The sequence below is a fragment of the Klebsiella sp. WP8-S18-ESBL-06 genome (assembly GCF_014169755.1).
Lineage (GTDB): Bacteria > Pseudomonadota > Gammaproteobacteria > Enterobacterales > Enterobacteriaceae > Kluyvera > Kluyvera ascorbata_B.
The window spans coordinates 772,544-797,964 of sequence record NZ_AP022256.1 but is presented as its reverse complement, the minus strand read 5'-3'; the positions used below and the strand labels follow the sequence as shown (position 1 = coordinate 797,964).

23 protein-coding genes and 1 riboswitch are annotated in these 25,421 nt (G+C 56.0%); of the genes, 11 read left to right on the top strand and 12 right to left on the bottom strand.

Translation table 11 applies throughout. From position 1 onward, the window contains the following. Positions 1-99: 99 nt before the first annotated feature. The gene (locus H7R76_RS03885) at positions 100-1,008 is read left to right on the top strand and encodes an AraC family transcriptional regulator (RefSeq protein ID WP_182930006.1); all 909 of its coding nucleotides are present in this window, start codon (positions 100-102) and stop codon (positions 1,006-1,008) included. Here H7R76_RS03885 and H7R76_RS03880 read toward each other — a convergent pair. The 8 genes from H7R76_RS03880 to nudF form a co-directional block, all read right to left on the bottom strand. Continuing rightward, positions 959-2,248: a TRAP transporter large permease gene (locus tag H7R76_RS03880; protein ID WP_106929656.1), complete on the bottom strand. Its 1,290-nt coding sequence runs from the start codon at positions 2,246-2,248 to the stop codon at positions 959-961. The two genes, H7R76_RS03885 and H7R76_RS03880, sit on opposite strands and share 50 nt — an antisense overlap. A 12-nt stretch (positions 2,249-2,260) precedes the next feature. Further along, positions 2,261-2,809 (bottom strand): TRAP transporter small permease, encoded by a 549-nt coding sequence (locus H7R76_RS03875; protein WP_106929655.1) that lies wholly within the window; start codon positions 2,807-2,809, stop codon positions 2,261-2,263. A 57-nt stretch (positions 2,810-2,866) separates the two neighbouring features. After that, a complete protein-coding gene (locus H7R76_RS03870) occupies positions 2,867-3,844 on the bottom strand; it encodes a TRAP transporter substrate-binding protein (protein WP_106929653.1) in 978 nt (325 codons plus the stop codon). A 291-nt stretch (positions 3,845-4,135) separates the two neighbouring features. After that, positions 4,136-6,031: a DNA topoisomerase IV subunit B gene (gene parE, locus H7R76_RS03865; RefSeq protein ID WP_106929651.1), complete on the bottom strand. Its 1,896-nt coding sequence runs from the start codon at positions 6,029-6,031 to the stop codon at positions 4,136-4,138. A gap of 27 nt (positions 6,032-6,058) precedes the next feature. Further along, positions 6,059-6,634, bottom strand: a complete 576-nt coding sequence (gene yqiA, locus H7R76_RS03860) for an esterase YqiA (RefSeq protein WP_106929649.1) — start codon at positions 6,632-6,634, stop codon at positions 6,059-6,061. Then, complete coding sequence (gene cpdA / locus H7R76_RS03855; protein WP_182930005.1) at positions 6,634-7,461, bottom strand: 3',5'-cyclic-AMP phosphodiesterase; 828 nt, start codon at positions 7,459-7,461, stop codon at positions 6,634-6,636. Before cpdA ends, yqiA begins: the two co-directional genes overlap by 1 nt. Positions 7,462-7,553: 92 nt before the next feature. Beyond that, entirely contained in the window at positions 7,554-7,979 is a 426-nt protein-coding gene (locus H7R76_RS03850) for a DUF1249 family protein (RefSeq protein WP_106929646.1), read from the bottom strand. After that, on the bottom strand, positions 7,976-8,608 hold the full coding sequence (gene nudF, locus H7R76_RS03845; RefSeq protein WP_106929644.1) for an ADP-ribose diphosphatase: 633 nt from the start codon (positions 8,606-8,608) through the stop codon (positions 7,976-7,978). The genes H7R76_RS03850 and nudF overlap by 4 nt, the downstream gene beginning before the upstream one ends. Positions 8,609-8,818: 210 nt before the next feature. On the opposite strand from nudF, the gene tolC reads away from it, so the two are divergent. The 3 genes from tolC (at position 8,819) to H7R76_RS03830 (ending at position 12,265) form a co-directional block, all read left to right on the top strand. After that, positions 8,819-10,243, top strand: coding sequence for an outer membrane channel protein TolC (tolC, locus tag H7R76_RS03840; RefSeq protein ID WP_106929759.1), 1,425 nt, complete (start codon positions 8,819-8,821; stop codon positions 10,241-10,243). 172 nt (positions 10,244-10,415) lie between these two features. Continuing rightward, positions 10,416-11,099, top strand: coding sequence for a DUF1190 family protein (locus tag H7R76_RS03835; protein WP_182930004.1), 684 nt, complete (start codon positions 10,416-10,418; stop codon positions 11,097-11,099). 5 nt (positions 11,100-11,104) lie between these two features. Next, complete coding sequence (locus H7R76_RS03830; RefSeq protein WP_182967001.1) at positions 11,105-12,265, top strand: glutathionylspermidine synthase family protein; 1,161 nt, start codon at positions 11,105-11,107, stop codon at positions 12,263-12,265. A gap of 3 nt (positions 12,266-12,268) precedes the next feature. Here H7R76_RS03830 and ygiD read toward each other — a convergent pair whose 3' ends face one another. Then, a complete protein-coding gene (ygiD, locus tag H7R76_RS03825) occupies positions 12,269-13,057 on the bottom strand; it encodes a 4,5-DOPA-extradiol-dioxygenase (protein ID WP_106929639.1) in 789 nt (262 codons plus the stop codon). A gap of 195 nt (positions 13,058-13,252) precedes the next feature. Between ygiD and zupT the strand changes: the two genes are divergently transcribed. The 5 genes from zupT to H7R76_RS03800 all read left to right on the top strand — a co-directional run bounded on the left by zupT (position 13,253) and on the right by H7R76_RS03800 (position 19,278). Further along, entirely contained in the window at positions 13,253-14,026 is a 774-nt protein-coding gene (gene zupT, locus H7R76_RS03820; protein ID WP_106929637.1) for a zinc transporter ZupT, read from the top strand. Between the two features lie 362 nt (positions 14,027-14,388). After that, on the top strand, positions 14,389-14,961 hold the full coding sequence (locus H7R76_RS03815) for a fimbrial protein (protein WP_182930001.1): 573 nt from the start codon (positions 14,389-14,391) through the stop codon (positions 14,959-14,961). 53 nt (positions 14,962-15,014) lie between these two features. Next, the gene (locus tag H7R76_RS03810; RefSeq protein WP_182966999.1) at positions 15,015-17,459 is read left to right on the top strand and encodes a fimbria/pilus outer membrane usher protein; all 2,445 of its coding nucleotides are present in this window, start codon (positions 15,015-15,017) and stop codon (positions 17,457-17,459) included. Positions 17,460-17,473: 14 nt separating this feature from the next. After that, a complete protein-coding gene (locus H7R76_RS03805; RefSeq protein ID WP_182966997.1) occupies positions 17,474-18,208 on the top strand; it encodes a fimbrial biogenesis chaperone in 735 nt (244 codons plus the stop codon). After that, entirely contained in the window at positions 18,205-19,278 is a 1,074-nt protein-coding gene (locus tag H7R76_RS03800; RefSeq protein WP_182929999.1) for a fimbrial protein, read from the top strand. The genes H7R76_RS03805 and H7R76_RS03800 overlap by 4 nt, the downstream gene beginning before the upstream one ends. Before the next feature lie 55 nt (positions 19,279-19,333). Here H7R76_RS03800 and ribB read toward each other — a convergent pair whose 3' ends face one another. After that, positions 19,334-19,987, bottom strand: a complete 654-nt coding sequence (gene ribB, locus H7R76_RS03795; protein WP_035893704.1) for a 3,4-dihydroxy-2-butanone-4-phosphate synthase — start codon at positions 19,985-19,987, stop codon at positions 19,334-19,336. A 105-nt stretch (positions 19,988-20,092) separates the two neighbouring features. Next, a riboswitch (FMN riboswitch) is annotated at positions 20,093-20,243 on the bottom strand. 121 nt (positions 20,244-20,364) lie between these two features. On the opposite strand from ribB, the gene ubiK reads away from it, so the two are divergent. Further along, complete coding sequence (gene ubiK, locus H7R76_RS03790) at positions 20,365-20,643, top strand: ubiquinone biosynthesis accessory factor UbiK (RefSeq protein ID WP_106929629.1); 279 nt, start codon at positions 20,365-20,367, stop codon at positions 20,641-20,643. A gap of 199 nt (positions 20,644-20,842) precedes the next feature. Further along, positions 20,843-20,959 (top strand): type I toxin-antitoxin system Ibs family toxin, encoded by a 117-nt coding sequence (locus H7R76_RS25090; RefSeq protein ID WP_353654618.1) that lies wholly within the window; start codon positions 20,843-20,845, stop codon positions 20,957-20,959. A gap of 121 nt (positions 20,960-21,080) precedes the next feature. Here the strand turns inward: H7R76_RS25090 and hldE are convergent, their stop codons facing one another. Together hldE and glnE are read right to left on the bottom strand one after the other, a co-directional pair. After that, positions 21,081-22,517: a bifunctional D-glycero-beta-D-manno-heptose-7-phosphate kinase/D-glycero-beta-D-manno-heptose 1-phosphate adenylyltransferase HldE gene (gene hldE, locus H7R76_RS03780; protein WP_106929625.1), complete on the bottom strand. Its 1,437-nt coding sequence runs from the start codon at positions 22,515-22,517 to the stop codon at positions 21,081-21,083. Positions 22,518-22,564: 47 nt separating this feature from the next. Continuing rightward, positions 22,565-25,405 carry a bifunctional [glutamate--ammonia ligase]-adenylyl-L-tyrosine phosphorylase/[glutamate--ammonia-ligase] adenylyltransferase gene (glnE, locus tag H7R76_RS03775; RefSeq protein WP_182966995.1) on the bottom strand — a complete coding sequence of 947 codons (2,841 nt, stop codon included), beginning with the start codon at positions 25,403-25,405 and terminating at the stop codon, positions 22,565-22,567. Positions 25,406-25,421: the final 16 nt, after the last annotated feature.

Here is a 25,421-nt window from a genome sequence, read left to right as displayed (position 1 = left end):
GGTCACAACTGATTGTATTATCTGAACCCACGCTTGATAAAATTTAAAACAGTGGTTTAGTAGTAAGATTAAACCGGTAAAAATTTAAAAATATTGCACATGTCGTCGTCCTGGAATGCCGAACATCTGGAGCTCATCACGCTGAATGACGCCGTAGCGTCATTCAGTCGTCTGTTTGCTAACACCGTGCGCTATCACCACTGGCACCAGTGTCTGGAGATCCTCTACGTTGAGGAAGGTTTTGGCGTGGTCATTGTCGATAATCGGCAGTACACCATGCGCCCCGGCCGGCTGTTTTTCTTCCCACCGTTTACGCTGCATAAAGTCATGGTCGATGAGAAAGCCCAGGACCGTTATCGCCGGACGATTATTCATGTCGATCAGCACGCAATTGCTAAACTTCTCCGCCATTTCCCGGAAAATTACCGCCGTTTGCTGGCGCTTTCTGCCCGTGGCCGCCCGGCATTTGTTGCCGATCTGGCCGAAATACACCCGCATATCGATCATCTGTTCAGCCTGTACGCACGCGCGGCGCAGGTTTCAGCATTGAGCAGCGAGCAGATTGCCTGCATGTTGATGACCTTATTCAATATGCTGCCGCCGGTGCAGGAGGAGATGACCGATACATCACGCGGCATTGCCAGCCCGGTGATGTTCTGGATTGAAGAAAACTATCAACACAAATTCAGCCTCGATGCGCTGGCGGCCGAGCTGGGAAAATCGCGCAGCTACCTGTCGCGCCGCTTTCGCGCCGAGACCGGTGAACATATTCACGACTACCTGAATACCCTGCGCCTGCGCCGCGCCTGTGAACTGTTGCTGCACAGCACGCTGCCGGTGAATGAGATTGCCGGACAGGTCGGGTTTGCCGAAGTGACCTACTTTATTAGTTCATTTAAAAAGGGGATCGGCGAGACCCCCTTGCAGTATCGAAAAAATCACGCCTCGCGTCGGCAGGCTAGCGGAAATGCGCCGGCAGCCACAGCGAAATCATCGGAATATAGGTGATGATCACCAGCACGAGGAACAGCACGCAGTAGAACGGGACCATCGCTTTCACCACGGTTTCGATCTTCTGCCCGCTGACGGCGCTGGCCACGAACAGCACCGATCCCACCGGCGGAGTAATAAGACCAATCCCTAAGTTCATCATCATAATGATGCCAAAATGCACCGGATCGATGCCCAGTTCCACCACCACCGGCAGTAGAATAGGCGTCAGGATCAGGATCAGCGGCGCCATGTCCATCAGGCAGCCCAATAGCAGCAGCATAATGTTGATAATCAACAAGATGACGTACTTGTTGTCCGACAACGACAGCAGTGCAGCGGAGATCTCCTGCGGCAGCCCCACCAGCGTCATCACCGAGCCAAACGCAGCGGCGAACGCGATCAGCACCATCACCATGGTGACGGTTTTGATAGTACGGTGAATCAGCTTCGGGAAATCCTTCAGCTTGTATTCGCGATAGATAAAGAACGTGACGAACATCGCCCAGATGCAGGCAATTGCCCCCGACTCGGTTGGCGTAAAGAAGCCGGAAAGGATACCGCCGGAGATGATCACAATGGTAATCAGCCCCCAGATGGCGTCCGAGGCAATCTTGATCTTGCGCTTAAGTTCAACTCGCTCTTCTTTGGGATAGTTGTTTTTACGCGCGGCAATCAGACACATCACGATAAGCGTCAGACATAGCACCAGCGTTGGAATGATCCCTGCGAGGAACATCGCTGGGATGGTCACCGCCGCGGTGTTGGCCACGATCGCAAACAGCACCGAGTTATGGCTTGGCGGCACGAGGATCGCCTGCACCGAGGCGCTGGCGGTGAGCACCGCACCAAACGAACGTGGATACCCCTTGCGCTCCATCTCCGGGATCAGCACCGATCCGATCGACGCGGTATCGGCGACCGACGATCCGGAAATGGCCCCGAACAGCGTAGACGCCAGAATGTTAACCAGCGACAGCCCACCGCGGATCCATCCCACGAACAGCCCGGCAAAATCCACCAATCTTCGCGCCATTCCCCCTTCGGCCATAATGGCCCCCGCAAACACAAAAAACGGGATGGTCAGCAGGTTGACGTTATCGGTACTGTGGAAAATGGTGATGATCAGCCCGTCGAGAGAAAAGTCGGCAAATGCCGTCACCACCACCGCAGTCAGACCCACGGCGTAGGCAACCGGCATACCGATAGCCATCAGCACCACGAAGGTCGTCACAAAAATAATCAGCGTTAAATCCATTGCGTTCGCTCCTCAGTGACCGACTTTCGGCGAGCCAAACTGCACCAGCTCGCGGTGCGTTTGCGGGCCGCACAGCAGTTTTTCCACCACAAACAGCAGCGTAAAGAACGAGCCCAGCGGAATAGGCAGATGGGTGATCCCTGACGTCAGGAACGGCAGCGACGGCACCACGTCTTCCCAGGCATCCATGCAGCCAACGATCCCCCAGTGGATGATAAACAGGCAGGTCGCGAGCATCGCCAGATCGACAAACACCGCCAGCCCTTTTTTCATCACCGGGTTGATGCGATCCACCAGCATCGTGATAGCAATGTGGCTGCCCGCACGATAGGCCGCTGCCGCTCCCACGAATGAGAAGGTGATCATACAGATCTGCGACAGCGGCTCCGGCCAGCTGGTTGACGCATGCGGCAGAAAGCCAAGCCATTCGGGAAAATCAGGGCGAAAACGCGCGTAAATCCCCACCAGATAAATAAACGTCATAAATAACAGGCTGATCCCTGACAGCCAGATGCAGATCCGATACACGCCATCCATGACCAGGACATAGATATTTTTCATTGTGATCTCCAGATCAAAACGGACAGGCCAGCCCGTGCCAGCCTGCCGCTATGCGTCTTACTTGGTGTCCTGAATTTCCTGCATTAACTCGCTGAACTGCTTACCGTATTTCTCACGGACCGGCGCGGTAGCATCAACAAACGGTTTCTTGTCGACCGGAAGGAATTTCACGCCCTGGCTTTGCAGGCGCTGTTTGGATTTCTCGACATATTCAGCCCACAGTACGCGCTCTTCGGCCTGAGCTTCCTGCGCCAATTTCGTAATCAGCGCCTGATCTTCGGCAGACAGCTTGCTCCATTTGCGCTTTGAGAAAGCGAGCACTTCCGGGATCATAAAGTGTTCGGTGAGATCAAAATACTTCGTACCTGCCACGACGTAGTTTTCGGTGTCAAAGGTCGGCTCGTTGTTTTCCGCGGCATCGATCACCCCAGTTTGCAGACTGGCAAAAACGTCGCCAACCGGCAGCACGATGGGGTTCGCGCCCAGCGCTTTGAAGGTATCAAGGCCAATCGGGTTATTTTGCAGTCGGATCTTCACCCCTTTCAGATCCTCAAGCGTGGTAATCGGTTTTTTGGTGATCAAGCTGCGCGAGCCCGCATCCATCCAGCCAAGGAAGACCAGCCCGAGCTTACTGTCGGTGATCTCTTTCGCCAGCTTGCTGCCAACATCGCCATCCAGCACCTTATGCTGATGATCGGTATCGCGGAATACGAACGGCATGTTAAAGACGCTCACCTGCGGCAGGATGCCGCCAACCGGTGACATAGAGACGCGAAGAATATCAATAGCGCCCGCGCGGGTCTTTTCCAGCGTGGTGCTTTCATCCCCCATCTGGCCGCTCGGGAACATACGAATGGACAGCCGCCCGTCGGTCTGTTGACTGAGCTTTTCCCCCATATGAATAACCGCTGCGGTAGTCGGGTAATCCGCCGGATGCACATCTGAAGCAATAAACACCGTTTTGGCCATTGCCGCCGCGGACCCCATCAGTAACGAGAAAGTTAAAGCGCTTACTGCCAGTTTTCTTCTTAACATAGACGATTCTCTTTTGATTAAAGATAAATTTCCCTATGCGAATCACTTGCCAGCATAGATTGACGTCCATGTTCAAAAGTGTGTGTTATATCCAGCGGAAGAATATGGTAGAAGTCATACAACTAAAGTGTGACCTGTCATACCAAATTTTAAAATGGCATTTCAGAAAGTGCAGAAGTTAGAATTGAATCGATTAATTGACCCATTCAAAGGGTCGGTGAGGCGCGCGGCGGGTCATAAAAAAAGAGACGCAAGCGTCTCTTTTTTATTATCGCGGGTAGAGGCTGAGCATCAGGCTTCCAGATCGGCCATGTCACCTTTTTCCTGCAGCCAGTTACGACGATCTTCCGAACGCTTCTTGGCCAGCAGCATATCCATAGTGGCATCGGTTTGCTGTTCATCTTCATCGTTGATGATCAGCTGCACCAGGCGACGGGTGTTGGGATCCAGCGTAGTTTCGCGCAGCTGCATCGGGTTCATTTCCCCCAAACCTTTAAAGCGTTGCACGTTTGGCTTGCCCTTCTTACGCTTCAGCTGTTCCAGCACGCCCGCTTTTTCCTCTTCGGTCAGGGCGTAGTAAACCTCTTTCCCCAGATCGATACGGTACAGCGGCGGCAGCGCCACGTACACGTGGCCTTCTTTGACCAGCGCGCGGAAGTGCTTCACAAACAGCGCGCACAGCAGCGTGGCGATGTGCAGACCATCGGAGTCCGCATCCGCGAGGATACAGATTTTGCCATAGCGCAGCTGGCTGAGATCCGAACTGTCCGGGTCGATGCCAATGGCCACGGAAATATCGTGCACTTCCTGCGAAGCCAGCACTTCATCGGATGACACTTCCCAGGTGTTGAGGATCTTACCCTTCAGCGGCATGATCGCCTGATATTCGCGGTCACGAGCCTGTTTAGCAGAGCCGCCCGCCGAGTCACCTTCCACAAGGAACAGTTCGGTGCGGGCCAGATCCTGCGCGGTACAGTCAGCCAGTTTACCCGGCAGCGCCGGGCCGCTGGTGAGCTTTTTACGCACGACTTTTTTCGCCGCGCGCAGACGACGCTGGGCGCTGGAAATGGCCATTTCGGCCAGCAGCTCGGCGGCCTGCACGTTCTGGTTCAGCCACAGGCTGAAGGCATCTTTCACCACGCCGGACACGAAGGCCGCGCACTGACGTGAGGAAAGGCGTTCTTTCGTCTGCCCCGCAAACTGCGGATCCTGCATTTTTACCGACAGCACGTAGGCGCAGCGATCCCAGATATCTTCCGCCGACAGCTTCACGCCGCGCGGCAGAATATTGCGGTATTCGCAGAACTCACGCATCGCATCCAGCAGTCCCTGACGCAGGCCGTTTACATGAGTACCGCCCTGCATGGTCGGAATCAGGTTGACGTAGCTTTCGGTCAGCAGCTCGCCGCCTTCCGGCAGCCACAGCAGCGCCCAGTCGACCGCTTCGCTGTCGCCGGAGAAGTTACCGACAAACGGTTTTTCCGGCAGCAGCGGCAGGCCGTTTACGGCCTCGCACAGATAGTCGTTCAGGCCGTCGGCGTAGCACCAGGTCTGTTCGGTGTCGTTAACCTTGTCTTTAAACACAATTTCAACGCCCGGGCACAGCACCGCTTTCGCCTTCAGCAGATGGCTGAGGCGGGAGACGGAAAAGCGCGGGCTGTCGAAGAAGCTTTCGTCCGGCCAGAAGTGGACGCTGGTCCCGGTATTGCGTTTACCGCAGGTGCCGGAAACGTGCAGCTCTTCAACCTTGTCGCCATTTTCAAAAGCGATAGTGTAGATCTGACCATCGCGGCGAACGTTTACCTCAACGCGCTTCGACAGGGCGTTAACCACCGAGATCCCCACGCCGTGCAGGCCGCCGGAGAACTGGTAGTTTTTGTTGGAGAACTTGCCGCCCGCGTGCAGGCGACAAAGGATCAGTTCTACCGCCGGTACGCCCTCTTCCGGGTGAATGTCGACGGGCATGCCGCGACCGTCGTCGATAACTTCCAGCGACTGATCGGCATGAAGGATAACCTCAACACGCTTTGCGTGCCCGGCCAGCGCTTCATCCACACTGTTATCAATAACTTCCTGACCCAGGTGGTTTGGACGTGTGGTATCTGTGTACATCCCCGGACGGCGGCGAACCGGCTCAAGCCCGGTGAGTACCTCAATGGCATCAGCGTTATAAGAAGATTGCGTCATGATCTATTCGTAGGTAGTTGGCGCTGCTTAATGCAACCCCAGAAAATCGATAATCTGTGTGAAGTGATCTTCAAAGCCGGTAAATGCGTGATTACCGCCCTCCTCTACCGTTTGCCGGCAGGAGGCGAAATAGTCCACGGCCTGGCGGTAATCAAGCACTTCGTCGCCGGTTTGCTGAAGCAGCCAGATGAGATCGGGCGCCTCAAGGGGGTCGACTTGCATCACTTTGAGATCGTAAATATGGCGAGACTCTAGCACATATTGCTGCCCGGTGTAGGGATTCTCGTTCGGGCCGAGGAAATTCACCAGCAGCTCAAACGGGCGTACCGCCGGGTTCACCACCACTGCGGGCAGCATAAAGCACTGCGACAGCCAGGTGGCGTAATAGCCCCCTAGCGATGAGCCCACAATGCCGAGCGTCTCGCCGCCATGCTCAAGCACCAGCGCTTCGAGCATTTCCGCCGCTTCCGCCGGGTAGGCCGGCAGCTGCGGGATCAGCATGTTGACGTCAGGATAGTGCTCTGCCAGCCACTGCTTAAGCGCCGTGGCCTTAGCCGACCACGGTGAGCTGTTAAACCCATGCAGATAAAGAAGCGTCGACATCAATAGCCTTCAGATGCGGTATCAGGGTGGAATTTCACCCCGGCAAGACGGCACACGTCGGTGGTTAATGAACCATCGGCATGTAGCTCAAGCCAGCGCCAGCCGGGAGAAACGGTGTCCAGCGTAAAGTTAGCGCAGTGCGGTTTAAACTGCACGCAGGTTGACGGTGTCGCCATAATGCGGCGGCCGTTCCACTCGACGTCCAGCTCCTGATGAATATGGCCGCAGAGCAGATGTTTCACCCGCGGATAGCGCACCAGCACGGTATCAAGCGACGCGGCGTTACGCAGGCTGTGCTGATCGAGCCAGCTACAGCCAGCCGGCAGAGGATGATGGTGCAGTAGCAGCAGCGTATGACGCTCCGGTGCTTCCGCCAGCCGTTTTTCTAACCATTCCAGCTGAAAGTCGCTCAGCTCGCCGTGCGGCACGCCAAAAACCTGGCTGTCGAGCAGCAGGATCTGCCAGTGTTCGCCGACCAGTACGCGCTTCGCCGGCGAGATACCCGCATCCTGCAAGGTGCTGTACATGGAGGGCTGGAAATCGTGATTACCCGGAAGCCAGACGCAGGGCGCAGTAAAGCTCGCGATGCCCTCAGCGAAGTGCTGATAGGCCGCGGCGGAGTGATCCTGTGCTAAATCGCCCGTCGCAACGACAAGGTCAACGTCACGCGCCGAGGCATGGATGGCCTGCAGTACAGCGTGGTAGCTTTCCCAGGTATTGACGCCCAACAGCGTTTCATTTTTTTCAGCAAACAGGTGAGTATCAGTAATTTGCAGTACCCTGACACTGGCCCCACCAGCCAGAGGAAGGTTTAAAAGGCTTTCCAAATGGTGTCCTTAGGTTTCACGATGCAAACATACACATCATCCTTTCAGGCAGCATCGTCGCTGGCAGCGCCTCAGTGGCAGCCTGAACGGTTCTATGTACAAACCGGAATCGCCATCGCTCCATGTGCTAAACAGAATCTAAGCCAGTCGGCCAGAAACTGATTAATTTGATGCTTTTCGTCGCGTTGATGCAACTTTTTATTTGGATAATCATATCGTGCTTTGAAGCGAAAGATCTGCTGAGTCGAACACACTTCAGCCACCATCGCGTCATGATACAGCCGCACGGTCATCGTTGGCAGGCTCCAGTAGCTCACCGCCGGGTGCGTTTGCTCAACCGTTACCAGCGTAGTGTAACGAGTCGATTCAACTATCGTTAAGCGATATTGCGCGTTGGCCACCTGATAGTTCACCGTTTCGCCGGCTTCGTCTACGCGCGGTAGCAAGCGGCGTAATTGTGCGAAGTTGGTTTCGCACAGACGCATCATTTCTGGGAAGTCAGGTGTATAGCGCTTCATTTTGCCCACTCTTTTCGTAAGTCCTGATAATGCAGCTGTAGCCATTGCAAAGCGATGACAGAAGCGGCGTTGTCAATTTTTCCCTCTTCTACACATTGATAAGCGTACTCCCGGCTTACCACATGAACGCGAATGTCTTCGTGTTCTTCCGCCAGGCCATGAATCCCCGTGGCCGTTGTTGCATCCACTTCGCCCACCATAATGGTCAGACGCTCGCTGGTGCCACCGGGGCTTGCCAGATAGCTCAGGCACGGTTTGATGCGGCCCACGGAGAGGCCCGCCTCTTCCTGCGATTCGCGACGGGCGACGTCTTCCACGCTTTCGCCCTCTTCAATCATGCCAGCGACCATTTCCAGTAAATAGGGTGTCTCACTGGTGTCGTAAGCCGCAATGCGAATTTGCTCAATGAGCACAACTTCATCACGCACTGGGTCAAAGGGTAGCAAGACTGCGGCGTGACCGCGCTCAAAAATTTCGCGACGAACTTCGCCGCTCATCTCACCGTTGAAAAGGCGATGGCGAAAACGATACACATCAAGCGAAAAAAAACCGCGATATACCGTTTCTCGTGCAATAATTTCTACATCGTTTTTCGCAAGTGTGACCACTGGGTTATGTGATTGAGTCATGGACTGGCCTATGCAGTGATGGTGGTGAAATTGTCGATTTAAACTCTGTTTACCTTAGGATTCACTAACTCTATGGTAGATTGGTGCAAATTAACGCCGGATGGCACGTTACGCCAACTTTTTAACGTGGCGGACTCTGGTACAATCGGTGAATATTTTTTCTGTGAATGAGATCAGCGCTAAGCTTCACAACAAGGAATGCAAATGCAAATGAAGAAATTGCTCCCTATTCTTATTGGCCTGAGCCTTACCGGTTTCAGTACAATGAGCCAGGCAGAGAACCTGTTACAGGTTTATCAGCAGGCACGTACCAGTAACCCGGACCTCCGTAAATCGGCAGCAGACCGTGATGCGGCATTCGAGAAGATCAACGAAGCGCGTAGCCCACTGTTACCGCAGCTTGGTCTGGGGGCCGATTATACCTATACCAACGGCTTCCGCGACAGTAACGGCGTGAACTCCAACGTCACCAGCGGCTCTTTGCAATTAACGCAAACGCTGTTCGATATGTCCAAATGGCGTGCGCTGACTCTGCAAGAAAAAGCGGCAGGCATCCAGGATGTGACCTACCAGACCGACCAGCAAACGCTGATCCTCAACACCGCGACCGCTTACTTTAACGTGCTGAGCGCCATCGATTCGCTTTCCTACACCGAAGCGCAAAAACAGGCGATTTATCGTCAGTTAGACCAAACCACCCAGCGCTTTAACGTGGGCCTGGTTGCGATTACCGACGTGCAGAACGCCCGTTCTCAGTACGATACCGTGCTGGCAAACGAAGTCACCGCGCGTAACAATCTTGACAACGCCGTCGAAGCGCTGCGTCAGGTGACCGGTAACTACTACCCAGAGCTGGCGTCGCTGAACGTCGACAGCTTTAAAACCGACAAGCCGCTGGGCGTTAACGCGCTGCTGAAAGAAGCGGAAAACCGTAACCTCTCCCTGCTGCAGGCTCGCCTGAACCAGGACCTGGCGCGTGAACAAATTCGTCAGGCGCAGGACGGCCACCTGCCAACGCTGGATTTAACCGCGTCTACCGGGGTGTCTAATACGTCTTACAGCGGTTCTAAAACCAACGGTTCCCAGTACAACGACAACGACGCCGGCCAGAACAAAGTGGGCCTGAGCTTCTCCCTGCCGCTGTACCAGGGCGGGATGGTGAACTCGCAGGTGAAACAGGCGCAGTACAACTTCGTCGGCGCCAGCGAGCAGCTGGAAAGCGCGCACCGTTCCGTAGTGCAGACCGTGCGTTCCTCCTTCAACAACGTCAACGCGTCTATCAGCAGCATCAACGCCTACAAACAGGCCGTTGTCTCTGCGCAGAGTTCGTTAGACGCCATGGAAGCGGGCTACTCCGTCGGTACGCGTACGATCGTTGACGTACTGGACGCCACCACCACGCTGTACAACGCCAAACAGCAGCTCTCCAGCGCGCGTTACAACTACCTGATCAACCAGCTGAATATCAAAAATGCGCTGGGCACGCTGAACGAACAGGATCTGCTGGCGCTGAACAACACCCTGGGCAAGCCGGTTTCGACCGCCAATGCCACCATCGCGCCTGAAAATGCGCAGCAGGATGCCAGCGCCGACGGCTACACCTCTCCGGCCACCAGCAAAGCACGTCTCCGCTAAGATTCGCCTTTGCCGATCGTAGGGCCCGCCACGTGCGGGCCTTTTTATTGTGCCAACGTAAGGCAACGTAAAGATCGCCCGCTTTATCCCCTTCTTCGCTTCATTTTCAACCACTCATCCACTATCCTGAGCGCTAATGCAATACCATTCCACTGGGTCCAGGAAGAATAAAATGAAACGGACAAACAACATTCAGCACGCCGCTTTTCGTAAAAGCTGGGGCGCGCGCCACTTAACGCCGGTAGCCCTGGCCGTGACGGCCGTCTTTATGCTCGCGGGCTGTGAGAAAACCGACGAAACCGTCACCCTGTACCAGAACGCGGACGACTGCTCTGCCGCTAACCCGGGCAAGAGCGCCGAGTGTACAACCACCTTTAATAACGCGCTCAAAGAAGCCGAGCGCACCGCGCCGAAATATGCCAGCCGTGAAGACTGCGTAGCCGAGTTTGGCGAAGGCCAGTGTCAGCAGGCACCGGCTCAGGCGGGCATGGCGCCAACTGGCGAAGGTCAGGCACAGGCACAAAATCAGAGCAGCGGCAGCTTCTGGATGCCGCTGATGGCAGGCTACATGATGGGCCGCATGATGAGCGGCGGCATGGGCGGCTATCAACAGCAGCCGGTCTTCACCTCGAAGAACCCGTCCAGCCCGGCCTATGGTCAATACACCGATGCCAGCGGCAAAAACTATGGCGCCGCGCAGCCGGGCCGCTCGATGAACGTACCCAAAACCGCGATGGCGCCGAAGCCGGCCACCACCAGCACCGTCACCCGCGGCGGCTTTGGTGAGTCGGTGGCGAAGCAGTCCACCATGCAGCGTAGCGCAACGGGGACCACCTCCCGTTCAATGGGCGGCTAACGATCATGGAAAGAGTCAGTATCGTTGAACGCCCGGACTGGCGTGAAAAGGCGACCGAGTACGGTTTTAACTTCCACACCATGTACGGCGAGCCGTACTGGAGCGAAGAGGCTTATTACAAGCTCTCGCTCGCGCAGGTGGAAAAACTGGAGGACGTCACCGCCGAGATTCACCAGATGTGCCTGAAGGTGGTCGAGCGCGTTATCGCCAGCGATGAGCTGATGACGAAATTCCGTATACCCAAGCATACCTGGGGCTTTGTGCGCCAGTCGTGGCAGACCCATCAACCCTCGCTGTACTCGCGCCTCGATCTGGCCTGGGACGGTACCGGTGAGCCGAAGCTACTCGAAAATAACGCCGACACGCCGACCTCGCTGTATGAAGCAGCCTTCTTCCAGTGGATCTGGCTGGAAGATCAACTCAACGCGGGCAATCTGCCTGCGGGTAGCGATCAGTTCAACAGCCTGCAGGAAAAGCTCATTGAGCGCTTTAACGAGCTGCGCGAGCAGCACGGCTTCCAGCTGCTGCACATGACCTGCTGTCGCGATACCGTTGAAGATCGCGGCACGGTGCAATATTTGCAGGACTGCGCCACAGAAGCTGGCGTCGCAACCGAATTCCTCTATATCGACGATATCGGGCTCGGTGAAAAAGGCCAGTTTACCGATCTTCAGGATCAGGTTATCGGCAACCTGTTTAAGCTTTATCCGTGGGAGTATATGCTGCGCGAGATGTTCTCTACCAAGCTTGAGGATGCCGGCGTACGCTGGCTGGAACCTGCCTGGAAGAGCATTATTTCGAACAAAGCGCTGCTGCCGCTGCTGTGGGAAATGTTCCCGGATCACCCTAACCTGCTGCCAGCCTACTTTGCCGAAGACGATCATCCGCAGATGGACAAGTTTGTGGTGAAACCGATCTTCTCCCGCGAAGGGGCAAATATCTCGATCGTAGAAAATGGCAAAACCATTGAGCAGGTAGAAGGGCCTTACGGCGAAGAGGGTATGATCGTCCAGCAGTTCCATCCGCTGCCGAAATTTGACGATAGCTATATGCTGATTGGCAGCTGGCTGATTAACGATCAGCCAGCCGGAATCGGTATTCGTGAGGATAGAGCGCTGATCACTCAGGATCTGTCACGCTTCTATCCGCACATTTTCGTCGAGTAACCGTCAGCCTATCTGTACCGACAGCATGCTCAGGGAGCCCATTTCGATGCCATCAACCGGGATCGTGATGGGCTCTTCACCGTCCCACGCGCCCAGAACGTACAGCAGCGGCAGGTAGTGATCCGGCGTCGGGTTAGACAGCGAGCCGCCCTCATGCGCCAGATAGTTCACCAGCGGATGCTGCTCCGTTGGCCCTTTCCAGCCCAGGTTGGCTTTCACGTAGTCGTTAAACGACGTCGCCCACGGATAAGGCGCGGAATCGCCATGCCATTTCGCCGTACGCAGGTTGTGCACCACGTTACCGCTCGCCACCAGCATAATGCCTTCGTCGCGCAGGCTGGCCAGCTTTCGGCCCATCTCAAAATGCCAGGCCGCCGGTTTGGTGCTGTCAATGCTTAGCTGCACCATCGGAATATCGGCATTCGGGTACATTTTAATCAGCACGCCCCATGAACCGTGGTCAAAACCCCACGCTTCTTTATCCAGCGTCACCGGAACCGGGGCCAGCAGCTCAAGCAGCTGCTGCGCCAGCGCCGGAGAGCCCGGAGCCGGATAGTGCGTATCATAAAGCGCCTGCGGGAAACCGCCGAAATCATGAATGGTTTTTGGCGCTTCCATTGCCGTCACGCCCGTACCGCGGGTGAACCAGTGTGCGGACACCACGACGATCGCTTTCGGGCGCGGCAGCGTTTCGCCAAGGTGCTGCCAGGCGCGCGTATAAAGGTTATCTTCGAGCACGTTCATCGGGCTACCGTGACCTAAAAACAGTGCTGGCATTCGGCTACGAGACATGGTGTTATCCTTCCAGAGGTGTTGATTTAATAACACCACATTAACCTGTTTTCAGTGAGGATAAACTCAGATAAGCGTGATGATGATCTTCAGAAAATTTGAATGTAAGGATGACGTAAAGAATGCGTTCAGCCCTCGCAAGGGAAAACGATTTTCAATATCATGAATGATAATCATTATCATAAGGAGTGAGCGATGTCGGTACCCCTGATTCTGACATTATTGGCCGGCGCAGCGACGTTTATTGGCGCTTTTCTCGGGGTGATTGGTCAGAAACCGTCTAACCGCGTGCTGGCGTTTTCCCTCGGCTTTGCCGCCGGGATTATGCTGCTGATCTCCCTGATGGAGATGCTGCCCGCAGCGCTTGATGCGCCGGGCATGTCACCGGTGCTGGGCTACGGCATGTTTGTCTTCGGGCTGCTCGGCTACTTCGCGCTGGACCGCGTATTGCCGCACGCCCATCCGCAGGACCTGGTGCAAAAAAATACTCCACCGCTGCCGCGTAATATTCGCCGTACCGCCGTTTTGCTGACCCTGGGCATCAGCCTGCACAACTTCCCGGAAGGTATCGCCACCTTTGTGACTGCCAGCAATAATCTTGAACTCGGTTTTGGTATCGCGCTGGCCGTTGCGCTACACAATATTCCTGAAGGGCTGGCGGTCGCCGGGCCGGTGTACGCCGCGACGGGATCGAAACGCAAGGCCGTATTCTGGGCCGGTATTTCCGGTATGGCAGAGATCCTGGGCGGCGTGCTGGCATGGGCAATTCTCGGCAGCATGGTATCACCGGTGGTGATGGCATCAATCATGGCAGCGGTGGCCGGTATTATGGTCGCACTGTCCGTCGATGAGCTTATGCCGCTGGCAAAAGAGATCGACCCCAACAACAATCCAAGCTACGGCGTGCTGTGCGGAATGTCGGTAATGGGGTTAAGCCTGGTGATACTGCAATCCATGGGAATCGGCTAACCTGCTGATATCTCCCTTAAATAAGCCAAAATATTTAACAGGAGCGCACGCTGCGCTCCTATTCATTTATTGAATATATTTATATAAATAATTTATTATTCAAAAAGCGCGCACAATAATTATATAAATAAATTCCCATTTTCTCTGTTTACATTCCTTCATAGCGATAAAATCCTTTATTATCCGCAACAACGTTTATTTAATATGAAATTAGTTACTACCGTAACGCGTTCAATTAACGATAAAACACGCTTAAACAATAAACGGAAATTATCATTTTGATTTCGAATTTTATTTCCCAGAAATAAAATATGAGAAATAAATGAATTAACCTGGCAATACTACAAATGAAGGATCTTGATATGAATATGGGAAAAACAGCGCTGTTTGCACTGATTACGGCAGCCTTATCATCAACCGCAGCGCTGGCTGACGTGGACGGCGGCTCCGGCAAAATCACCTTTACCGGTGACGTTATCGCCGCACCTTGCGCCATCAAAGCGGAAGACGTCGACAAGCAGGTTGACCTCGGCGAAGTCCCGGCTAGCTATATCAACTCAAAGGGCCACTCTGACGCCGTGGATTCCAGCATTCATCTGGTCGATTGCGACCTGCCGAGCTCAGACAACGGCCAGGGCTCCCCGATCACGAAAGTGGATGTGACCTTCACCAGCACCGCGGTGACGACTGAAGGCGAAAGCCTGCTGTCCAACACCATGACCGGTGGCGCAACCGGCGTGGGCGTACGTCTGCTGGACGGCACCGGCCAGAATATCACCCTTGGCACCGCCAAAGAGATCACGCTGGTTCAGGCCTCTTCAGAACAAACGCTGCCGTTCCAGGCCTATATGGAGCTGGTTGACGGTACGAAAGCCACCCCTGCCACCCCTGGCGCGGTGAATGCGAACGCCACCTACGTCCTGTCTTACAAATAAGATACCGGGCGGCCGCCAGGCCGCCTTTTTCCAGATAATCAGGTAGGGACACCGTGAATATCGACAAAATTACTGCATCAGGCTGCGGTTTATTATTCGCCTGCTCGGCTAGCGCGACGGAATTCAACCTTAACGTGCTGGATAAATCTATGCGTAATAGCGTTGATGTCTCCCTTTTAAAAGATAAACCAGCGGTGCTGCCCGGCGATTATTTCGTCTCGATTGCCGTGAATAAAAATAAAATATCCTCTGGCCGGTTACTCACCTGGCGACAAGAAGAACAAAACGTAGAACCCTGTATTCCGGTCGATTTGGCCGACAGTTTAGGGTTGAAAGACGAATTTCTCCGCACGCTGCCGGTCGATAAGGGCTGCGTCAGTTTTCGCTCACATCCGGAAATGACGCTGAAGCTCGACTTAGCGCAACAGCAGCTCGATATTGCTATTCCACAGGCCTGGATGAACCGGAAGGTCAATGGCTGGATGCCGCCCGCAACGTGGAACGATGGCGTCGCCGGTTTTCTGCTCGACTATAATCTTTTCGCCAGCCGCTATCGTCCGCACGACGGCGGCCACAGCGAAAACCTTAATGCCTACGGCACCAGCGGCATAAACGCTGGCGCGTGGCGGCTGCGCAGCGACTATCAGCTTAGCCAGACCCGCAGCGACGATAGCAGCGAAAGCGCACACACCATTTCCAGAACCTACTTATTCCGCCCGCTCACCGCATTAGGCGCGAAATTAACGCTTGGCGAAACGGACTTTAGCTCCGATATTTTCGACGGTTTCTCCTATGCGGGCGCATCGCTGGTTAGCGACGATCGTATGCTCCCCTGGGAACTGCGCGGCTATGCGCCGCAAATCAGCGGGGTCGCGCAAACCAACGCCACCGTCGCGGTAAAACACGATGGCAGGATCATTTATCAAACCAAAGTCGCGCCGGGGCCGTTTATCATCAGCGACCTCAACCAGTCGGTACAAGGTACGCTGGACGTCGAAGTCACCGAAGAGGACGGCCGCGTCAATACCTTTCAGGTTTCTGCCGCTTCCACGCCATTCTTAACCCGTCAGGGCCAGATTCGTTATAAAGTCACCACCGGGCGTATGCGCCCCGACCTTTCACACAGCGTGGTAGACGACACCTTTATCAGCGGGGAGGCGTCCTGGGGGGCGCTCTCAAATACGTCGCTGTATGGCGGCCTGCTGGCAGCTGGCAGCGACTATCGTTCCGCCGCGCTTGGCGTGGGGCAAAATATGCTCTGGCTGGGCGCGGTTTCCTTTGATGTCACGCACGCCGTCAGCCAGTTTGATAACGGCCAGCAAGATAAAGGCTCCAGCTACCGGCTGAACTACAGTAAACGCTTCGACGCCACCGACAGCCAGGTTTCGCTGGCCGCCTATCGGTTTTCCGAACGGACGTTTCACAGCTACGCCAATTTTGTCGACCACCAGATCGATAGCGACAATACGCAGGACGAAAAGCAAACCATCAGTATTTCCGCCAGCCAGCCTATTGATGCAGTGAACATGAATCTCTACGTCACCGCGCTGCGCCAGCTGTGGTGGGACGGCGATGCCTCCACGTCAGCCAGCGTGACCGCCGGTTTTAATTTCGATGCCGGTAGCTGGAAGAATATCTCACTGACCACCACGTTCAGCACCACGCACTATGAAGAGAGTGACAACGATAATCAGATCTACGTCTCTGTTTCCGTGCCATTCGGTTTCGCCCAGCGCTTAAGCTACGATATGCGCAACGGCGACAATACCAGCCATACGGTCTCATGGAACGATTCGTCCGATGCGCACAATACCTGGGGCGTTTCCGCCGGCGCGGCAACCGATAGGCCGGATAATGGCGCCCAGTTCCGCGGTAATTATCAGCATCGCTCTACCGTCGGCGACCTACAGCTTTCCGGCAGCTATGCCGCCAGCGATTACACCTCCGCCAGCGCCAGCTGGAACGGCTCTTTCACCGCCACTCGCCACGGGGCGGCGTTCCACCGTCGCAGTATCAGTAATGAACCACGGCTGATGGTCAGCACCGACGGGGTTGCCGATATTCCGGTACAGGGCGATTTTAATGCCACCAACCTGTTCGGCTACGCCGTCGTTCCAATGATCGCCAGCTACCAACCGACCACCGTCGCCGTCAATATGGACGCCCTGCCGGACGGCGTGACGGTAAGTGAAAACGCGCTGAGAGAAACATGGACCGAAGGCGCGATTGGCTATAAAACGCTGGCTTCACGCGCGGGGATGGACGTTAACGCGCTCATTCGCGCCGTCGACGGTAGCTACCCGCCGCTGGGGGCCGTCGTTCACGGCGAGGAAGGGAAAAGCGATGTCGGCATGGTCAGCGAAGAAGGCCACGTCTGGCTAAGCGGCGTCAACGCTGGCCAGCAATTTACCGTTCAATGGGCCGAGACTCGCTGTCGTATTACGCTGCCTGACTCACTCACCGCTATTCCGCAGCCATTAATGCTGCCCTGTCATTGATTAAGGATGAAGAAATGACGCCCATCGTAAAAAATCTGTTTTGTCTGGCGCTTGTCGCGCCGCTCATCGCTCAGGCGGCGGTGTCTCCCGATCGCACCAGAGTGATTTTTAATGGTGCCAACAAAGCCGCCAGCCTGAAGTTGACCAACGCCAGCCAGGAGCTCCCCTATCTGGCGTACTCGTGGATTGAAGATGATAAGGGAAAGAAGAGCGACGCTTTTTTTGCCGCCCTGCCGCCGATGCAGCGGCTGGAACCCGGTGCGATTAGCCAGGTACGCATCGTCAAGCAGGGCCGCGCCGCCGAGCTGCCGACGGATCGTGAATCGTTGTTTTACTACAACATTCGCGAAATCCCACCCACCCCAGAGAATGCTGATAACCACGCCGTCGTTCAGGTGGCGATGCAGTCCAGAATCAAGCTGTTCTGGCGGCCCGCTTCGCTGAAGAAAAAACCGGGCGACGCCACAGAGCAGCGCATGACATATCGCCTGAATGGCAAAACGTTGCAGGTGAACAACCCCACGCCTTACTACATTACGCTGGCCTATTTTGGTAAAGATCTCAACGGCGTGTTCCCCAGTTTTAAAACCACCATGCTGGCGCCGTTCACCGCCGCCAGCCTGAACGCGGGAGCGAACAGCGGGTCAGGATTCTATCTTGGCTATATGGATGATTATGGCGCCTTACGTATGCTGCGCCTGAACTGCCAGGGTAGCTGCAGCGCCACCGTGCCAGAGGCCAAAAAATGATCCGCCGATTAGCTTCGCTGCTGTTCTTGATGCTACTGCTGGCTCCCTTTGAGAACGCATGGGCCGTTCACTGCTACCTTGGCGCCTCCGGCGGTCCCACCGACAAATATCAAACCCTGGAAGAATTCGCCGTGCCGAATAACGCCCAGGTGGGGGATAAAATCTGGGAAAGCGGTGATATCAAAGTGCCGGTCTACTGCGACAACGGCGACCGGGAGGAGAGCGGTAAGCGCGTCGGAGAAAACGTGTTTGCCTGGGTAAACCCCTATTCCAGCGTGGATGACCCCCATTATCAATTGGGTGTGACCTATGCGGGCGTCGATTATGACGCGACACAGGGCGCGGTCGGCATTGATACCAACACCTGCATCGATAACGCTTATTATCAAAAATTCACCGCCGATCAAATCAGAGCATCGGGATGGGAAGATCGTCTCTGCAGCAAAAACGCTGACGATCCGCACTACTCGCGCACCTTTATGGCCCGCATGCGGCTGTACGTGAAAATAAAAACCATGCCGCCACACGGCTATCAAAGTACGCTTGGCGACTTCACGCTGGTACAGTTTGACGGCGCCAACGGCTGGAACCAAAGCCCGGACGCCTATAACCTCAAATATCACGTTAACGGCCTGGAAAACATCCGCGTGCTCGACTGTAACGTCAACTTCAACATCGAGCCGGCCAACCAGGTGATTGATTTCGGTACGTTCAACCCCTACGACATCGACAGCGGCACGATGAACCGCACCTTTTCCATCACCACCACCAAAACCCAGGACGGCATGTGCAACGACGGGTTTAAGGTTTCGTCATCCTTCTATACCACCGAAACGCTCGTCGATGAGGATACCGCGCTGCTGATAGGCAACGGCCTGCGGCTGCAAATCCGCAACAGCGCGGATGATACGCTCAACACCTTTAACCAGTACGCGGAATATGCCGATTTCACCGGCTCGCTGCTGACGGTCACGCAGGACTATCAGGCTGAACTGTCAAAGGTCGCAGGGGAAGAGGTCAAGGTGGGCCACTTTGAATCCGTGGTGATCTTTAAGATTAACTACAATTAGAGACACAAAGGCCGGGATAACCCCGGCCTTCACGTTGACGGCACAAACCACGAAATTAGCTGGCTTTACGCTCGTGCTCGCGACGGTACGCCACCAGATCTTCAATGGTCACCAGCGCCATATTGTGTTCTTTCGCAAACTTGATGCACTCCGGCGCGCGCGCCATGGTGCCGTCGTCGTTGGTCAGTTCGCACAGTACGCCAGCCGGTTTAAAGCCCGCCAGGCTCACCAGATCGATGGTCGCTTCAGTGTGGCCGCCGCGGGTCAGAACGCCGCCCGGCTGCGCGCGCAGCGGGAAGACGTGGCCCGGACGGTTCAGGTCTGACGGCTTCGCGTTATCGGCAATCGCCGCACGCACGGTAGTCAGACGGTCAGCGGCAGAAACGCCGGTGGTCACGCCGTGTGCCGCTTCGATGGTGACGGTAAAACCGGTACCGTAGGCGCTGGTATTATTTTCGACCATCATCGGCAGATCGAGCTGTTTACGACGTTCGTCGGTCAGGCACAGACAAACGATGCCGCTACCGTGACGGATAGTCAGCGCCATTTGTTCAACGGTCATGTTTTCGGCGGCAAAGATCATGTCGCCTTCGTTCTCACGATCTTCGTCGTCCAGCACCATCGCGCCACGGCCTTCGCGCAGAGCAATCAGTGCGTTTTCAACGCGTTCAAACGGAGTACCAAAAGAGGAAAGTAGCGTCTGATTCATGGTAAAAAAACCTCATTAAAATTATGGTTACCAGAATCAGGGCAGTCTTAGGAGTGCCGACCAGCGGCAAATGGATAACGCGAGCGGGGTTTAACCCGACTGAATCGTTACTCTCTCCCATCCGGACTTTAACCGTCGGCCCCGGAATTACACCGGATCTGCTGACCCTCCCATTGGACATGGGAAGCGCTCGCGGGCTTTCAGCCGTAGCTGATTTACCGCCGGTGGGGAATTTCGCCCCGCCCTGAGAATAAGCGTACTTACTATAACGCTATTGATTATCTTCGGCAATGCATAAGCTTCGCACAATTCTGGTTTATCGCATCGGGAGAAGACACTACAATAACCGCAATGCCGACAGAATCAGGGAAACAGAGATGATCGACCCGAAAAAAATTGAACAAATCGCCCGCCAGGTCCACGAGTCCATGCCGAAAGGCCTGCGTGAATTCGGGGATGACGTAGAAAAGAAAGTTCGCCAGGTGATCCAGTCACAGCTGACGCGCCTTGACGTGGTAAGCCGCGAAGAGTTTGACGTGCAAACGCAGGTTCTGCTGCGCACCCGCGAAAAGCTGGCGCTGCTGGAACAGCGGATTAGCGAGCTGGAAGCCCGCCAGACCCCGGCGACCAAAGACGAATCGGCCGCCGAACAGTAACAGCGTCGGCTTCGCCTCTTCGCGCGAGCAGCACAGAAACACCGCATCCCTGGCAGATAACGCCGGGGATTTTTTTAGCCAAAATTCGTCGGTCTGGAGCCACGCAAACCGTTTTTGCGTGCACGATTCCGCATTGAGAACGTGGAGAGAGAAAGGGCTTGTCGCTGGCAGTGCGTTCACCAACAATCGCGTTGTCAGCATGGGGCTGAAACGGGAAAGCCCCTACCGAAGAAGGGGCTTTGATAAGGAAAGGGTTATGATGAAGCAACTCATCATACTGGTTGTTCTGTTACTGATAAGTTTCGCCGCTTACTAACAGTCAATCAGAGGGGGGAGAAATCCCCTCTCACCCTTATTCCTTTAATCTAGGTCGAAAAGAGAACAGCGTCAACCGCAAGAGACGCAGCGCAGCAAAATGTTCGATGCGTCTCGCGCAATCACGACTTATCGCTGTCTTTTTGGATCTTCTTGATAATATTGGTGGTGGAACAGCCGTCTTCAAAGTTCAGCACCAGCACTTCACCGCCGTTGGCCCACACTTCTTCGCTGCCGGCAATCTGCTCTGGCTTATAGTCGCCGCCTTTAACCAGGCGATCCGGCAAGATCCCGGCAATCAGGCGCTGTGGCGTGTCTTCTTCAAAAGAGACCACCCAGTCGACGGATTCCAGCGCGCCCAGCACGATCATACGTTGATCCAGCGGGTTCACCGGGCGAGTCGGGCCTTTCAGACGTGCGGTCGACGCATCGCTATTAACTGCCACGATCAAACGATCGCCAAGCTTGCGGGCGTTCGCCAGGTAAGAAACGTGGCCCGCGTGCAGAATGTCGAAAACGCCGTTGGTCATCACCACTTTTTCACCACGACGGCGCGCGGCAGCGACGGCCAGCTTCAGCTCTTCTTCGCTCATCACGCCAAAACCGGTATCGGCGCGACCACGCACGGCGTTTTCCAGCTCAATAGGCGAAACGGTCGAGGTGCCCAGTTTACCGACCACCACGCCCGCCGCCGCGTTGGCGAAGAAGCAGGCTTCTTCCAGCGTTTTGCCCGACGCCAGCGTGGCCGCCAGTACGCCGATCACCGTATCACCGGCGCCGGTTACATCGTACACCTCCTGCGCCTGAGTCGGCTGATGCAGCGGCGCTTTGCCCGGCTGTAGCAGCGTCATCCCCTGCTCGGAGCGGGTCACCAGCAGCGCAGCCAAATCAAAATCGGCAATCAGCTTCATACCGCGCTCGACGATCTCTTCTTCAGTTTTGCACTTGCCAACCACCGCTTCGAACTCAGAGAGATTCGGCGTCAGCAGCGTTGCGCCGCGATAGCGTTCAAAATCGGTGCCTTTCGGGTCAATCAGTACCGGTACTTTCGCCTGACGCGCCAGCGAAATCATCTGCTGCACGCTTTCCAGCGCGCCCTTGGCATAGTCGGACAGCACCAGCGCACCGACGGTCGGCAGCGCGCTCTGAATGCGATCGTGCAGCGGCTGCGGATCGACGCCCGCGAAGCCCTCTTCAAAATCGAGACGAATCAGCTGCTGGTTACGCGACAGTACACGCAGCTTGGTGATCGTCGGGTGCGTCGGCACGGAGACGAAATCACATTTGACGTTCACGTCAGCCAGCGCCTTATTCAGCGCGCGTGCCGCATCGTCGATGCCGGTCAGGCCCACGAGGCGCGAATTCGCCCCCAGAGACGCAATGTTCATCGCCACGTTCGCCGCGCCGCCGGGACGTTCTTCGATCGTTTCAACTTTGACCACGGGCACCGGGGCTTCCGGGGAAATTCGGCTGGTTGGGCCATACCAGTAGCGATCCAGCATCACATCGCCAACCACCATCACTCCTGCACGTTCAAATTCCGGCAGCGTCACTTTCATTCGTGTCTCCTGAGAGAATCAAAATTTTCGCGCGATAATAGCATACTTCACGGTTGGACCAGCCACTTCTGCCAGCTGGCGCTAACCAGCTCGCGCTCATGAGCGAAGCTCGCCAGATCGACATTGCTCGGCAGCTCTTGCAGCGCCAGGTGATGCAGCGCATCACGCAGCGTGGTGTAAGCGCGGGTCAACGCCAGCGCTTCCTGCTCGTCCATAATGTCATTTTGCGCCAGCAGTTCGAGAATGCGCACGTTATCCGACCAGCGCGTCAGCTTCGGTTTCTCGTGCGCGTAGCGCAGCACCAGATACTGGGTAATAAATTCAATATCGGTGATCCCGCCCGCGTCAGTTTTGATGTCGAAACGGTCGCGCTGTTTGCCCCCGAGGTGGGCGCGCATTTTTTCCCGCATCTCGCGCACTTCGGTTTGCAGCGCCCCGCCGTCGCGCACGTTGGTCAGGATCTGGCGACGGATGGCATCAAACTGCTGCTGAAGCTGCGGATCGCCGTAGACCACGCGGGCGCGCACCAGCGCCTGATGCTCCCAGGTCCACGCTTCGTTTTGCTGATAGTCGGCAAACGCTTCGGCGGTGGTCACCAGCATTCCCGCCGCACCGGAAGGGCGCAAGCGCGCATCCACTTCATACAGAATACCGGACGACGTTCGGGTGCTGAACAGATGCATAATGCGCTGCGCCAGACGCAGATAGAACTGACGACCGTCGATTTCGCGCTCGCCGTCGGTCATCGCATCCATCGGGCAATCGTGCAGGAACACCAGATCCAGATCCGAGCTGTAGCCCAGTTCCCATCCCCCCAGCTTGCCGTAGCCGATGACCGCAAAACCGCGCCCGTGACGCTCGCGCAGATGCGTCGGCTGGCCGTAGCGAGCCACCATCTGCACCCACGCCTGCTGTACGACCGCATCGATCATCGCTTCCGCCAGCCAGGTTAAGTGGTCGCTCACCTTCATGACCGGCAGCGTACCGGCGATATCAGCCGCCGCAATGTGCAGCAGCTGTGCCTGTTTAAATTGCCGCAGCGCTTCCAGCTGCTGCTCTTCGTCCTCTTCCGGCACGCGCAGAAGATACTGGCGCAGCTCGTCACGGTAGGCATCGGTCGCCGTCGGCTGGTACAGCGTGTTCGGATCCAACAGCTCGTCCAGCAGCAGCGGGTAGCGCGCCAGCTGGCTGGCCACCATCGGTGACGCGGCGCATAGACGAATCAGGTGTTTTAGGGTTCCGGGGTATTCGCTTAACAGCTCAAGATAGGTGGTTCGGGTGACGATACCGCTCAGCAACGGCGTAATACGCGACAGCAGCACCAGCGCATCTTCACGGGCGCATACTTCGCTGAGCAGGTGCGGCATCAACGAGTCCAGCACCTGGCGCCCGCGCGGGCCAATGGTGCGCTTATCCAGCTCTTTACGGAAATCGGTAATTTGCGCCAGCACGCGTTGGCCATCATCATGACTGAGGTGCATCAATACCGCTGGCGAATCTTCTTCCTGTAGCGCATCTTGCCACAGCTCGCGCCAGGCTTCTGACAGCTGTTCTTCCTGCGAGTTTTCTTCGTCATCGCCGATAAGTTCATTAAACACACGGCGTACCTGCGCCATCAGCGCATCCAGCCGTTCGGTGAGCGTCTGCCACTCGGCAAAGCCCATCCCCCACGCCAGTCGGGCGCGATTGAGCTCATCGCCCGGCAGCGTTTGCGTCTGCTCGTCGTTGATGCTTTGCAGCAGGTTTTCCAGGCGGCGTAAAAACAGGTATGCCTCGCGCAGCGCGCGCGCATCATCTTCCGAGAGCAGGTGTAATGCCTCAATCGCCGTCAGGGTCGGCAGCAATGAGCGACTTTGCAGCGAAGGTTCGCGGCCACCGCGAATCAGCTGAAAGACCTGCACGATAAACTCAATTTCGCGGATCCCGCCTGCGCCGAGCTTGATGTTGTCTTTCAGGCCGCGGCGGCGGACTTCGCGGGTGATCATGCCTTTCATATTGCGTAAAGACTGGATCACGCTGAAATCAATATAGCGGCGGAAAACGAACGGGCGCAGCATCGCACGCAGCTCGCTGGTATACACGCCGTCATCATCGCCCATGATGCGGGCTTTAACCATCGCATAGCGCTCCCAGTCGCGCCCCTGCTCCTGGTAATAATCTTCCAGCGCCGCAAAGCTCAGCACCAGCGGACCGCTATCGCCGAACGGGCGCAGACGCATATCAACGCGGTAGACAAAACCGTCCTGCGTTGGTTGGTCGAGGACTTTAATCAGGCGCTGGCCCAGGCGGGTAAAGAACTGGGCGTTATCCAGCTCACGACGACCGCCCTGGGTGCTGCCGTGCTCCGGCCAGGCAAAAATCAGATCGATATCAGAAGAGAAATTCAGCTCGCCGCCGCCCAGCTTACCCATCCCGAGGATCAGCAGCGGCTGCGGAACACCGTCGGCGCTGCACGGCGTCCCCCAATCGCGGCAGCAGGCGTCATACAGCCAGTCGCGGGCGCTGACAATCAGCGTTTCCGCCAGATGGCTGAGCTGCTGAAGCGTCTCTTCTTCAGAAACCTGCGACAGCGCCTGCGCCCAGGCGATGCGTACCATCATCCGACGGCGGAACAGACGCAGCGCGCGCATCAGCGCCGCCTCGTCGTACACCTCTGCCAACTCGGCCTGCAGCCAGCCCGCGTATTGCCGCCATTCGTCCGCCTGTGGCGGTTCGCTTTCCAGCGACGCCAGCCACGCTGGGTACGCCGTTAAACTTTGCTGAACAAAATCACTGAAGGTGAAAACAGCCTGCGCCTCAGAACTCAACGACCGGATGGGAAAATCGTCCGGAGCGCGATCCACAAGCGTTTGCCAGTGCTGCTGTAACTGCGAAGAAAGCGGCGTCATACGCGGGTTCCCTGAA

Bases quoted from the DNA above. Each gene is read 5' to 3' on its own strand.
- H7R76_RS03885 (WP_182930006.1), top strand. From the start codon at position 100: ATGTCGTCGTCCTGGAATGCCGAACATCTGGAGCTCATCACGCTGAAT.
- H7R76_RS03880 (WP_106929656.1), bottom strand. From the start codon at position 2,248: ATGGATTTAACGCTGATTATTTTTGTGACGACCTTCGTGGTGCTGATG.
- H7R76_RS03875 (WP_106929655.1), bottom strand. From the start codon at position 2,809: ATGAAAAATATCTATGTCCTGGTCATGGATGGCGTGTATCGGATCTGC.
- H7R76_RS03870 (WP_106929653.1), bottom strand. From the start codon at position 3,844: ATGTTAAGAAGAAAACTGGCAGTAAGCGCTTTAACTTTCTCGTTACTG.
- parE (WP_106929651.1), bottom strand. From the start codon at position 6,031: ATGACGCAATCTTCTTATAACGCTGATGCCATTGAGGTACTCACCGGG.
- yqiA (WP_106929649.1), bottom strand. From the start codon at position 6,634: ATGTCGACGCTTCTTTATCTGCATGGGTTTAACAGCTCACCGTGGTCG.
- H7R76_RS03850 (WP_106929646.1), bottom strand. From the start codon at position 7,979: ATGAAGCGCTATACACCTGACTTCCCAGAAATGATGCGTCTGTGCGAA.
- nudF (WP_106929644.1), bottom strand. From the start codon at position 8,608: ATGACTCAATCACATAACCCAGTGGTCACACTTGCGAAAAACGATGTA.
- tolC (WP_106929759.1), top strand. From the start codon at position 8,819: ATGAAGAAATTGCTCCCTATTCTTATTGGCCTGAGCCTTACCGGTTTC.
- H7R76_RS03835 (WP_182930004.1), top strand. From the start codon at position 10,416: ATGAAACGGACAAACAACATTCAGCACGCCGCTTTTCGTAAAAGCTGG.
- H7R76_RS03830 (WP_182967001.1), top strand. From the start codon at position 11,105: ATGGAAAGAGTCAGTATCGTTGAACGCCCGGACTGGCGTGAAAAGGCG.
- ygiD (WP_106929639.1), bottom strand. From the start codon at position 13,057: ATGTCTCGTAGCCGAATGCCAGCACTGTTTTTAGGTCACGGTAGCCCG.
- zupT (WP_106929637.1), top strand. From the start codon at position 13,253: ATGTCGGTACCCCTGATTCTGACATTATTGGCCGGCGCAGCGACGTTT.
- H7R76_RS03815 (WP_182930001.1), top strand. From the start codon at position 14,389: ATGAATATGGGAAAAACAGCGCTGTTTGCACTGATTACGGCAGCCTTA.
- H7R76_RS03805 (WP_182966997.1), top strand. From the start codon at position 17,474: ATGACGCCCATCGTAAAAAATCTGTTTTGTCTGGCGCTTGTCGCGCCG.
- H7R76_RS03800 (WP_182929999.1), top strand. From the start codon at position 18,205: ATGATCCGCCGATTAGCTTCGCTGCTGTTCTTGATGCTACTGCTGGCT.
- ribB (WP_035893704.1), bottom strand. From the start codon at position 19,987: ATGAATCAGACGCTACTTTCCTCTTTTGGTACTCCGTTTGAACGCGTT.
- ubiK (WP_106929629.1), top strand. From the start codon at position 20,365: ATGATCGACCCGAAAAAAATTGAACAAATCGCCCGCCAGGTCCACGAG.
- H7R76_RS25090 (WP_353654618.1), top strand. From the start codon at position 20,843: ATGGGGCTGAAACGGGAAAGCCCCTACCGAAGAAGGGGCTTTGATAAG.
- hldE (WP_106929625.1), bottom strand. From the start codon at position 22,517: ATGAAAGTGACGCTGCCGGAATTTGAACGTGCAGGAGTGATGGTGGTT.
- glnE (WP_182966995.1), bottom strand. From the start codon at position 25,405: ATGACGCCGCTTTCTTCGCAGTTACAGCAGCACTGGCAAACGCTTGTG.